Raw genomic sequence first — 12,076 nt, forward strand, 5'->3', positions numbered from 1 at the left:
TTTTAAATCCGTAAGAAAATGTTATAAAAGACCCAAAAACCTTACGAATTTGTATTATATGCCAGGAGAAGAAGTGAAAATTAATAACACTCAAAGTAGAATATTTGAGGAGAGATTATCTGATAGTTTGAATCCACAACATAAGTTATATAAATTAAGATCGAAAGTTGATTGGTGTGGTCTTTTAGGAGCGAATTTTTGGTAAAGTTTCTGCGAAACGATATGGTAGAAGCCGTAAAGACCGTCGTGTTATGCTAAGGTTGTTTATGCTGCAAAGCCATTTCAAACGCCTCTGATTGTTATACCGAGGAGTGGCCTTCAGGAAAATGCATATTGGCAGTATTTTTGTGGATATGACTATTTCAAAAATGACATAATTGTATCTGACAGTTGCATAAGAAGATTTCGTCAAGATCTGTGAGAATCTGGTTGTCGTGAGATATTAAGGGAGCTGGTCAGAATAGGCTGTAGGATTGGCGCAGTTAAAAAAAGATTTGGCAGCCATGATTATTAACACAACAGTTCAACCAAAGCATATAACACACCCACATGATTGTCATCTAATGGAAAAGGCACGCTTTACAGATATTTTTCTCATTCTGCCATAAAAATCACAATAAATTGACACAGATACCATCAGCTGAGCAATAAAACACACAATATCAAGTTATATCAAGGCATTTAAAAAGCTAAAATGCATACTTTTGGCGGATGCACTTCTTAAGTTTGACACGACTTGCACGATCTTTAGTATCAGACCATTAAGTGATGAGACGAGGCAAGTAGTAAGCTCTAATTTGTTGTCTTGATTTCATGCTGGAGGCTTAGTATATCAGCTCTAGAGAGTCCAGTCGCACGTTCGATAATATCAATGTCAAATCCTTCCAACAATAAGTTCTTAGCAGTTTCTATCTTACCTTCTATCTTACCTTTCTCAAGGCCTATACTCATTCCTTTATCCAGAGCCGCGTCTAGCATAGATTGGTGATCCAAGATACGTTTTTGCTGCTCTTCATATGATAGTAACTCTTGTTCTGACCAACCAAACTGGTCTAATGCTTCATACGCTCTTTTAATTATTAGATCACTTTCTATGAGCTTCTGAAGATCAGACTCAGATGTTTGATCAGCATACTTAAAGAAATAACACCACTTTTGCAAGATATTATCTAGCTTATCTCCTGGCTTTTTCTTAAACTTTGGAAGCTCAATAAACGTAAATGAGAAATCTTTTAAGTCATTCTCATATGTTACTTTGTCTAAAATAATATGGTCAGATTTATAACTTTCTTTATCTGGAAAAAGTATGCAATCTAAAATTGCTATGAAGATTATTTTTTTCAAGTTGCAATAAAGGCCCATTCCGTCAGATCCTCTTGCTGCCTGCCTTCCATAAGCTTTAGCTGCATAATACTGCGCTCTTTTCTCAAAACCTTTGCTTGGAGAGATTTGCATTTCTATTATATATTGAACGCCACTTGCGTCTTTGCAAAGCACATCAACAATAGATTGCTTTTGATATGCGATTTCTGGATCCTGAACAGGACTTAAGAACTCCACTGACTGGATCTTATTTTTACCCTTCATTTCCAAAACATCATTGATGAAATGTATCAGAATATCCTTGTTCTTTTCAGTGCCAAAGATCTTCTTAAACGCAACATCATTTTTAGGATCTAGATATTTGGAAAGTGACATCTTTTGTTTTTATGCAATGCTTTATTTAATTTATTGTCAATATGCATCGTTTATTGTAATATAAAACATAGAAAATATCTATAAACATTACTAAAAATAGCAGCATAAGGTGCAGTTTATATCAGCTTCAAGCGTGCCAGGTCCTGCGTATAAGGCATTTGGCATACAGATCATCTTTGCACTTATAAAGCCTTCATTATAAACTCTCTTACCTAAAAAGTACATTTTATTCCCTGCTGTTAATGTACCAGCGTTATGTATATTCAGAATATTAAATATAGCATCATTTTCAACGTTCTCCGCGTATATAATAGAGCCTATATTTGTAGTGTCATTCTAAGTCTATACCGTAATGAGTTTGTTCACTAATTCGTCTATGTTTAAGGTATTTAATTTAGAGTAAGATAGCAACGAACTTTTTAGATGAAATATTTTATTATATTGATAATTATCAGATAATAAGCTTTATGTTTTATAACAAACTATTTTAGATGAGTTTCTAATTATTTAGCGCCTTGCCTGAATATTATTCTGCTCACCAAAGCCACTTGCAGAGACCACATTTGGCCTGATTTTCTATATTATACCAACTTCCTTAAATAACAGAACACTCTAACTTCGTCTTTTTAGAAAATTTAAGCGTGCTCTATCTTCTTGCACCTCCAGGGTCATTATCTTGCTCGTCACCACCAGCATTTCCTCTATTATTATTGGAATTTTGTTCCGCTGCTCCTTGTGCATCTCGTGACTGATTACTACTAGCGTTATCCTGATTATCTTGCGGCTGACCTTGCTGCGATGCATGGTGCATGTTGTCTGGGCCGCTATCATCCCTGTCATTAAACCTATCATCAATTGGACGTCTTCCAAATTCTCTTCTTTCATATCCTAGTTTGTCGTCGATCTTGTCAACAATCGACTCACCCATTCCATAAATACCACTAATAGCATCAATACCAGTGCGAGTAACGCTTCCTTTTCTATCGAGCAACATCCCTATAGGATTCAACGCACGCACTTTTGCACCAAGCCCAGCAAGCGGAGATTGATTATATGACCTAATCATATTGTCATACATTGATATTAGAGGAGTTCTGACAGCATTACTAAGCATATCAGCAAATGATGGCAGGCTTTCTATAAAAGATTTAAACAAGAAACAAACCACTAAGAAAGCAAAGAAGTTTATAGCATTTATGGAGTCCAAAACCTGAGTATCTGATTGTGGATACCAAAACTTCAACTCGAAAATCGTAAGCCATAACAACTTAAGTTCCCAAACGGTTTGCCAGCAAACTTCATATCCAAGAAGAGATGTGATTTGATTTACTATGAGGGCCATCATCATAGCTATACTGGCTGAGATTAATAAATATAATATAGCTACAGCTATGCAATTCTTAAGCCATGCATCAAAGAGGCTTGATGTAATCTTAAACAGCATCATAATTAAGAATATGGGAGCTGCAACTAGCAATAAAGCAAACTGCATTATGGCAAGCAGATAAAGAACAACAGACTTAAATATGGCCCACAAGATTAAAAATATGCATATGTATATGCAAGGTATCCAATAAAGCTGCCATTTATAAAAAAGCAGAGCAGCTATCTTTATATGTATTGGCGGCATTGTTAGCATTTTAAGAAGGCTGTCATATACTGCAAGAGGTGTTGCGTCTTTAGGCAAAATGTAATTAGGAATTCCCTCATCGTTAAATAGCGAAGCTTTTATTATCATAATACCAATAGATTCTGCGCCTTCAGTAAAATACGTGAATAGGTACTTGTTAAAAAATTCCCAGCTTCCTTCTGATATTAATGTGGCAACAAGGCCTATTTTCACAATCCTAATTATCAATTCGGATTGATTCATTTTCAAAACACCGAGCATAAACCCAATTGAAGAGGAGATTATATATAATAGCAGTAACGCTCTTACTATGTTTATGAAGTTGCTGTCAGTGGTTATGGATTGATATATGCGATCTGTAACACGCAAAATTGTATCTTGGAAAAATTTTATTGTTGTTTCTATAAAGCCGCGCTCACTATAAACACCGCTCAATATATTGATTTCATAAGAACCAGTATTATCTTGATAATATCTGTCTAAGATTTTAAAGAATAGACGGCCTTCAAGCACAGCTGGGCTACCGTCTGGATTTGTATCAGGCACGCAATTCGAATTTATGTCACAATATTGAGTTTGTGAGATTTCAAAATGGTATTCGTATTTATTTTTCTGTTCTGGCGCTCCACTATCTATGTCAGGTCTTCTTATGTCACCTTTTTTTAAAGGTGTGACATTAAAAGTTCTAAAATATGTTTGTGGCAAAGATGTTGCATTCTCAATTTTATTAGGATCTTGATATACACCGTCTTTTAATATTGCAATAAGACCATATAATCCATATCCATCAGCTACAATACATGGTGCATTTTCTATGCTGTCATCAACTATTTCACCACTAGGCAGACAAACTGCATCATGAGGTTTTGCAGGATCGCAGTTTAAGTATTTACAAGAACCTCCTCCAATACCCCACGGATTCCAAGATCCAGTAATGGCTGCAAGCAAATTGCCACCATTATCCAATGTGTTCCCAGAAGCATAAAGTTCAGTGTCGATCCATGGAGCAATTTGAGCTTTTTTTGGTTGGGTTCTGAGCAATTTGGTTGGTCCAGAATTCCCTTCATCAGGGTTTGCACGTATTTTAAAGACGCCACCTAATCCAAAATCATTAGCAGCTATGCAGACACTGGAATCATCAGCTAAAGCTTCTGCATAACAAATAACAATGAGAAAAAGTAGTTGCACTACTATACGAGGAAACAATCTCACAGGCATATTTATATATCTTATTAAAAACGAACTGTTAAATATGAACTTAGAGTTTAAAACATTAACGAAAAAATGAACATTTATCAAAGACACATTGTAGTAACTCTAAGAATGATATAGAGACTCAATTGGTATTTTAGTATCTAGAAGCTACGAATATATAACAAACAATCTCATATTCATCTATATTCTAGTATTACACTTGTAACGAATATTAACTTATTCGCGTTATATGATCACAAAGCCAATAGAAAATCTATATCAAGTAATAACCACAAGCTTTAGAAATTAAGTGCGTAAGAGTCTGCTATAGTCTTGTTAACCAAATCATTGTGAAGACATTTTTGACCTAATGTTTCATATTACTTCGTTAATTTCTTTGCAAATAATCAGGCGCAGCAATTAACTTGTGCTCTAGAAAATCATGCTATCAAAATCTTCGTACGTGCACTTATGTTATCAGTATTATAAGCGCCATAACAGCAACATGCTAAATTTTAAAATCGCTTTAGGCTGGAAAGTCCACTCTATATTATTAAAACTTAAGTGAAATCATAGTACACGTAAAGCAACAATTAAAAGTTAACTCATATTTAATTAACAGTGACGATAAAATCAGAGCTAGCACTTTTGCTATATGCTTCCGAAATTCATAGTAAAATTTTCAAATTAGCTGCGATAAAAGTGTGTTAGTGCATTTGATAAATAGTGCAATTTAACGTATTTCTTTGCAAAATTTGTTAAAGCTCTATATTTCTATACAGCAATATCTTAAAGCATATAGTTGTGATATACTCTCTTAAGAAGAATATATAAAGCATATATCTGTCTTTAAAATATCTCCATAATATAGACGAAAAGAATGTAATATGATAATCTTTCTACATGGTAAAATTTTATAAAATGAACGAACTTGAATAAGAAGATATTATTAAAATCTGCTATAGTGTCAAAGATCGCTGAACAAAATCAGAAGGTTAGTGATGATGCAATCCGAAAGGCAGTTGATGTGTTTTTTGACTCTTTAATTGCAGCGCTAGTATCTGGTGATAGGGTAGAACTTCGAAAATTTTGTTCGTTATCTGTCAAAGTGAGAGGTGAGAAGGTGGTAAGGAACCCAAGAACTGGGAGTTATATGCTCTCGGAGCCAAAGGGTTCTGTGCAAGTGCGCCTAAGCAAAGAGGTGAAGGTTGTATTGAACAGAGGCGCAGTTTCAGGCAGTGAAAGTGATATAAAGCATGATAGCAGTGCTATATCAAAAAAGTAGCAGCAAAATTAATAAAAGAGAAATAAGAGATTATATTTCGTACTTGCGCGAGAGGCAAGTGAGCTGCTCATCAGCGTTAATCATTTGTATGGTATATCATGCTCTGATAAATGAGGAGTTGTTGTATATTGATTTGAGTGGTTTATAAAATATCAGGACAAGCATGAAAATAGCATTTTTGATGATCATAAATATCTATAGGATACTGATTTCACCAGTATTACCAAAGGCTTGTAGATTCTATCCCAGTTGTTCAGAATATGCAGTATCTGCTTTAAAAAAATATAATTTATCAAAAGCAATGCATATGATTGCAAGTAGGATAATAAGATGTAGTAGCTTTTCTAAGGGTGGTATTGACTATCCTTAAAGTGTTGCGCAGTTTCTTCTGAATAGCAGAGATTTATTAGATGTATATCTTTAAGATAAAATTATGATTTGTAATCAACTTGTAGTATAATTGTATGCTTATTGAATATAACTATAAGTTTAAATTACAATATGCATACAATGGATATCATCATCGTTATTGCTTATCTCACGTTATGTTTATTGATTGGTTTATATAAGTCACAATCAATTAAAACATTAGACCTCTTGCATAACCTATTTAAAGCTCAAAGTTATAGATACCAGCAAGTAAATTAAACCTTAAACCGAATCGTTTTCTTCTGTTCCTATAACGATCAGCGATAATTTTAAATCGTTTGATCATGCCTATGACGTTTTCATTTAAAACACGTTCACTAGACAATTGACGATTTTTCTTTTTATCTTTCCTGCTTAGTGGTCGCTTTTTTGTCTTTTTCTTTGGTAACTCTGAATTATAATGCAACTTATCAATGCCTTGATAACCAGTATCTGTAAGAACTTTAATCTCAGGGTGGATGTGAACTCCGGATTCTTTAAATAACCTGAAATCATGACGCTTGCCATTAGAAAAATTAGTGCAAATGATTTCTTTTTTCCTTTTATCCACAATAAGCTGAGTTTTTAGAGTATGTCGCCTCTTTTTTCCCGAATAAAAGTGCTTCTGTTTTTTTTAGGTCGTTCTATCGGTGTTTCAGTAGCATCAATTAACACAAGTTCGTATTCAGAATCGCTTTTTAGTAATGCTTTACGTCCAGGTAGTGAAAATCGTTTATCTTTAATTAGAGTATCTTCAATCCAACGTATATTACGATAACAGGCACTTTCACTTATTCCATAACTGCGGGAAATATGAAAATATGTCCTGTATTCACGCAAGTACTCAAGCGTCATGAGTAATCGATCTTCTAAAGCCAATTTATTGGGTTTTCCACCTTGAGACTTTAAAATAGCTTCAGCTTCTTTTAATATACTTAGTATAACTTCAAACGTTCCTCGTTTAATGCCAGTAAGCCTGCGAAACTCTTCTGCGTATTCATCTTTGATGTTTTCAAACTTCATGTTATCCTTGATAAAATCAAGGATTTTAATCAATTTATATGGTTATGCAAGAGGTCTATTATTTATCCCACAAGAAATTACTCCTATAGTGCCAAATTTTAAGGCTCCAGAATGCGCAGCCGCATCTATTCCTTTTGCAAGCCCGGAGACGACAACATATCCAGCCGCCCCTAAATCTCTTGAAATCGTCTTAGCAAAATTCAACCCGTTTGAAGAAGCATTTCTAGAACCAACTACTGCAATCTTATTACTCAGCAGAAGCTCAAGCCTCCCTCTACATACTAGAACTGGTGGATAATTGCTTATCTCCTTAAGCATTTTTGGATAACTTTTCTCATTTGCAATCAGCACATGAGCACCAATTTTATCGTAATACTCCATCTCTCTTTCAACTTCGCTATAAGATGGAATATTTATCTTACCTTTAGTACGACCCCTTTTATTTAGTTCAGACAAATAATCTATGGCATTCTCAGCAGTTTGAAAAACATTTAAAAGCTCCATGAATGACCTGGGGCCAATTCTTGTCGCCCCAGACAAACGCAACCACTGAATTTTCGTAGAATTCACAATAATTTCCCTGAAGCAATAACTTGGCTACATATAATAACATAAAAATAAATAAACGCCATAGTTTAGCATCATACAAATATAAAATCAACCTTCCTTTACCTTTTTCATAAGTTTATTATGTAAATATAGCAAATATGAGCTGCTAACTACTATAATAGCAGCACCAACAAATGTACGCTGACTTAGCACTTCTCCAAATATTATATAAGCTAAAATTGAGTTAAAAATCAGCCTACTAAAATCCAAAGGTATTATGGTACTAAGCTGTGAAAATTTATATGCAAAAGCAGCACAAAGCTTCGCAAATATCATACAAATACTCATAGAAATTACGCATAGAACTTGGAACAGATCTAATTTAGCAAAATATGCAACAGCTATCGGAGCAGATAAAAAACACGTTGCAGCAGATGTAAAAAAAACTATTGATACTGGATGAACATGAGATATCACAAATTTCTTCAAGATAATCGCACAGCTAGCCCAGAGTGCAGCAGCAATAAGCTCAAGGAAACTGTAATAATTCATCATTTTTATATCTGGAGTGTTAATATAGATCGCAGCCAAAAATCCAATCAATAGTAATGCCCACTGTTTAATATCTGCCTTCTCTGCCAGAAAGATTATAGAAAATAGCATTATAAACAGTGGAGTTGTAAAACTGATCGCTACACACTCTGTGATATTCATATGCTGCATTGCTATAAACCAAAAACAGTCTCCAACGAAACCAAGCCCAACCCTCACTAAATTTGGCAATATCACACTTTTACCAATCAGAAATTTCATATCCACCCTATGATTTGCAAGCACAAAAGGGAGTAATATTAATACTGCAAAAAAACTTCTGCAAAATACCAAAAACAACGGATCTACAGAATATCCCATGTATTTTATCAAAGAATTTAAAAACGCATAGAGTATACATGATGCGATCATTAAGACGAATCCTCTATTTACGTGTGACATCTGAAATATAATAGACCTCTTGCATAACCATATAAATTGATTAAAATCCTTGATTTTATCAAGGATAACATGAAGTTTGAAAACATCAAAGATGAATACGCAGAAGAGTTTCGCAGGCTTACTGGCATTAAACGAGGAACGTTTGAAGTTATACTAAGTATATTAAAAGAAGCTGAAGCTATTTTAAAGTCTCAAGGTGGAAAACCCAATAAATTGGCTTTAGAAGATCGATTACTCATGACGCTTGAGTACTTGCGTGAATACAGGACATATTTTCATATTTCCCGCAGTTATGGAATAAGTGAAAGTGCCTGTTATCGTAATATACGTTGGATTGAAGATACTCTAATTAAAGATAAACGATTTTCACTACCTGGACGTAAAGCATTACTAAAAAGCGATTCTGAATACGAACTTGTGTTAATTGATGCTACTGAAACACCGATAGAACGACCTAAAAAAAACAGAAGCACTTTTATTCGGGAAAAAAGAGGCGACATACTCTAAAAACTCAGCTTATTGTGGATAAAAGGAAAAAAGAAATCATTTGCACTAATTTTTCTAATGGCAAGCGTCATGATTTCAGGTTATTTAAAGAATCCGGAGTTCACATCCACCCTGAGATTAAAGTTCTTACAGATACTGGTTATCAAGGCATTGATAAGTTGCATTATAATTCAGAGTTACCAAAGAAAAAGACAAAAAAGCGACCACTAAGCAGGAAAGATAAAAAGAAAAATCGTCAATTGTCTAGTGAACGTGTTTTAAATGAAAACGTCATAGGCATGATCAAACGATTTAAAATTATCGCTGATCGTTATAGGAACAGAAGAAAACGATTCGGTTTAAGGTTTAATTTACTTGCTGGTATCTATAACTTTGAGCTTTAAATAGGTTATGCAAGAGGTCTATTATCGATACTCAATTTTGGCATATCACTAAATTGATTAATTTATTTTGAATATAATGACGCTAACCCGCTGAAAATTCTGAATTAAAAATATATAAATAAATTTTTAAGATGAATCAAACAAATCTAAAATGGAGCATTAATACTTAAACTGAAGCTAGTGGACGGCTCTATATCACCTAGCTTTACGTAATTTCTTTTAATACCGAATATGACTTCTATACATTCATCTTTATATTTCAGTCCTACACCATTTTCTATTAAACTGCCATCATCCGAAGCATCGCCACCTAACTTACTACGCTCAAAAACATTGAACCACCATGGCGCATAGATATTATACCAAAGATCCACATGAATTTCTCTTGGATATATTATATCATCGCGTCTTTCATCATTTGTAATATATGCACAGTTCAACATCCACTTCTCATAACTTAAAGAAATGTCCACTTCATTTCGAATCATATTAAGATCTCTTATACCAAGCCATGTACGATTACTTATTGTTGCGTTGTCAGTTAATTGCAAATTCACTTTTGATATATAACTTCTGCTAGTATCAAGAATCTCAGTTTTTTTACTAATGTTATAACTACCACCAAGTAAAAAATATACCTGCGAAAAAGTTTCTCCCATTACATTGCCACGCACACCAAAATTAATTCTGTTACCTAATTCGACTTGCTCCAAATCATAATAGTGATTGCTTGAAAATATGTTATCACTATTTATCTCAAGTATAGGTCTTCGATTAGGTCTTCGATCAGGATCTGGAGCATACTGATTATCGCTATACGGAGACAATATTATTTGCCCAGCAGGCTCAAACATGAAATCGATATCATGAAGAGAATACCAAAATTCTCTACGCAATTCAAACAAGGCCTCTGCAGAAACATTCAACTTATTTTTAGAATTCTTCTGTGACACATTATAAAAATCGCCTCGCAAGGCAAGAGATGACCTAAAAAAATAGTCTCCAAGCTTCTTTTTAAAATCTAAAGAACTATGTGTGCCGAGTTTTTGATAGCTGCAGTCAGGATCATCAAGCAGATTCACTAAATTACCTGCAAAATTCATGCTAATATTTTCTGAAATGCGAAAGTTACGTCCAACCATCAAAAATGGATTCACATAACTATAATTATGCTTTCCAGGCCTTAGATCCTCAAATAATAACCCTCGAGACGAAAAATAAGCATCATCAGATAGCCAATGCCAATAAAGATCGTTTACTAAGATATCACTCTTTTTGATATCATATCTTTTTAAATAAGTCTTTTTTTCATCGAAAAGCATATTAATTTCGAATCCATGTATATAATCTGATAACGATTTCTTATATGTAAACTCTCCAAGACTCTCTATATGCCCTCTATATGACTGAGATCTTGCACTATCAATTCCACCTTCTTGATCATCATACTTCATTATACTGCCCTTAATACTATAAGATCCAGTATCCATAAGATGACGCATCTCTGCTTGGAACAACATGTTATCCTTTGTCGCACTAGTAACGCTAAGCGTAGCATCCATATTTGGAGCTATGTTAAAATAATAAGGAATTGATACTCTAAAGCCAAAAATCTGAGAAAAAGAAACACTTGGAATCAAAAAACCGCTTTTTCTACTGATACCTGGAGAAGGCATACTAAGATATGGGACATAAAAAATTGGAACACCTAAAAATTCGACATAAGCGTTTACATAGCGAATTGTTCCAGATTCTAAATTCATAACGGCACTCTTTCCTTTGATCTGCCAAAGAGGAGTATCTTTAACAAAATTACTGCTACATATTTTACAAGGAGTAAAGGCAAAATTCTGCATTTTATATGCAGAATTCCCTTCTATTTCCATCTTTTTGGCAGTGATAAAAAAATCATTTTGTTTGCTATGAATTCTTGCTTTAATTTGCAAAATACAAGATGTATTATTTTTATTTAATTCAATAAAATCAGCAGAAAATTCATTGCCTTCTTCATCTTTAATAATCAGCCCACCGTATGCTTGTATCAGTTTCTGCTTTTTATAATATAACACCTTATTTGCTGTGATGTTGAATTTTCCGGCTCTTATCTTGATATTACCCTCTGCTTCAACTACGCCGTTTGCAACATCATATACCACACTATCAGCATCCAGCGTATAATCATTAAATGCACCACCTATTAATGACGTTAAATCTCCAAAGGACGATTGTTCAGCAAAGCAGACGTTACTAAGAATGATAGTAAGAATTGCTAATAACAAAATACGATAAGCAATGCTCAGTAAATTACTGAATAAAACATAAGACGCTGAAATTCTTAAGAATAACACTTTCACAATATTAATTTTTCGAGGAAAATTTAGTATAGTATATAAGACAGCAAGGTTG

11 protein-coding genes are annotated in these 12,076 nt (G+C 34.0%); 5 read left to right on the forward strand and 6 right to left on the reverse strand.

Annotated features, from left to right (window positions below; all coding sequences use genetic code 11):
- Positions 1-58 precede the first annotated feature (58 nt).
- Positions 59-205: a hypothetical protein gene (locus AACL20_RS03005; protein ID WP_339052582.1), complete on the forward strand. Its 147-nt coding sequence runs from the start codon at positions 59-61 to the stop codon at positions 203-205.
- Positions 206-301: 96 nt separating this feature from the next.
- Positions 302-421, forward strand: a complete 120-nt coding sequence (locus tag AACL20_RS06905) for a transposase (protein WP_410519932.1) — start codon at positions 302-304, stop codon at positions 419-421.
- Between the two features lie 371 nt (positions 422-792).
- On the opposite strand, the gene AACL20_RS03010 is transcribed toward AACL20_RS06905, so the two are convergent.
- Positions 793-1,698 carry an Rpn family recombination-promoting nuclease/putative transposase gene (locus AACL20_RS03010; protein ID WP_339052583.1) on the reverse strand — a complete coding sequence of 302 codons (906 nt, stop codon included), beginning with the start codon at positions 1,696-1,698 and terminating at the stop codon, positions 793-795.
- 646 nt (positions 1,699-2,344) lie between these two features.
- Positions 2,345-4,540, reverse strand: coding sequence for a type IV secretion system protein (locus AACL20_RS03015; RefSeq protein ID WP_339052584.1), 2,196 nt, complete (start codon positions 4,538-4,540; stop codon positions 2,345-2,347).
- 913 nt (positions 4,541-5,453) lie between these two features.
- Between AACL20_RS03015 and AACL20_RS03020 the strand changes: the two genes are divergently transcribed.
- Both AACL20_RS03020 and yidD read left to right on the forward strand, forming a co-directional pair.
- A complete protein-coding gene (locus tag AACL20_RS03020; RefSeq protein WP_339052585.1) occupies positions 5,454-5,807 on the forward strand; it encodes an HU family DNA-binding protein in 354 nt (117 codons plus the stop codon).
- A 181-nt stretch (positions 5,808-5,988) separates the two neighbouring features.
- The gene (gene yidD, locus AACL20_RS06910; protein ID WP_410519933.1) at positions 5,989-6,177 is read left to right on the forward strand and encodes a membrane protein insertion efficiency factor YidD; all 189 of its coding nucleotides are present in this window, start codon (positions 5,989-5,991) and stop codon (positions 6,175-6,177) included.
- A gap of 240 nt (positions 6,178-6,417) precedes the next feature.
- Here the strand turns inward: yidD and AACL20_RS03025 are convergent.
- From AACL20_RS03025 to AACL20_RS03035, 3 genes are all read right to left on the reverse strand, one after another.
- Positions 6,418-7,238 (reverse strand): IS5 family transposase gene (locus tag AACL20_RS03025; protein WP_339051669.1). Its coding sequence is split into 2 segments (ribosomal slippage): positions 6,418-6,851 and positions 6,851-7,238, totalling 822 coding nucleotides; the frame shifts between segments, so codons are not numbered across the junction.
- A 42-nt stretch (positions 7,239-7,280) separates the two neighbouring features.
- Complete coding sequence (locus tag AACL20_RS03030) at positions 7,281-7,808, reverse strand: DNA-processing protein DprA (protein ID WP_339052586.1); 528 nt, start codon at positions 7,806-7,808, stop codon at positions 7,281-7,283.
- Between the two features lie 87 nt (positions 7,809-7,895).
- The gene (locus tag AACL20_RS03035; protein ID WP_339052587.1) at positions 7,896-8,780 is read right to left on the reverse strand and encodes a DMT family transporter; all 885 of its coding nucleotides are present in this window, start codon (positions 8,778-8,780) and stop codon (positions 7,896-7,898) included.
- 69 nt (positions 8,781-8,849) lie between these two features.
- On the opposite strand from AACL20_RS03035, the gene AACL20_RS03040 reads away from it, so the two are divergent.
- Positions 8,850-9,670 (forward strand): IS5 family transposase gene (locus AACL20_RS03040; RefSeq protein WP_339051669.1). Its coding sequence is split into 2 segments (ribosomal slippage): positions 8,850-9,237 and positions 9,237-9,670, totalling 822 coding nucleotides; the frame shifts between segments, so codons are not numbered across the junction.
- A 146-nt stretch (positions 9,671-9,816) separates the two neighbouring features.
- Here the strand turns inward: AACL20_RS03040 and AACL20_RS03045 are convergent.
- A complete protein-coding gene (locus tag AACL20_RS03045) occupies positions 9,817-12,018 on the reverse strand; it encodes an LPS-assembly protein LptD (RefSeq protein ID WP_339052588.1) in 2,202 nt (733 codons plus the stop codon).
- Positions 12,019-12,076: the final 58 nt, after the last annotated feature.

Origin of the sequence: Candidatus Lariskella endosymbiont of Epinotia ramella, assembly GCF_964019805.1 — a bacterium.
Lineage (GTDB): Bacteria > Pseudomonadota > Alphaproteobacteria > Rickettsiales > Midichloriaceae > Lariskella.

What these genes read in the sequence shown, in the direction of transcription:
- AACL20_RS03035 (WP_339052587.1), bottom strand. Translation starts at nt 8,780, where the DNA reads ATGTCACACGTAAATAGAGGATTCGTCTTAATGATCGCATCATGTATA.
- yidD (WP_410519933.1), top strand. Translation starts at nt 5,989, where the DNA reads ATGATCATAAATATCTATAGGATACTGATTTCACCAGTATTACCAAAG.
- AACL20_RS03010 (WP_339052583.1), bottom strand. Translation starts at nt 1,698, where the DNA reads ATGTCACTTTCCAAATATCTAGATCCTAAAAATGATGTTGCGTTTAAG.
- AACL20_RS03005 (WP_339052582.1), top strand. Translation starts at nt 59, where the DNA reads ATGCCAGGAGAAGAAGTGAAAATTAATAACACTCAAAGTAGAATATTT.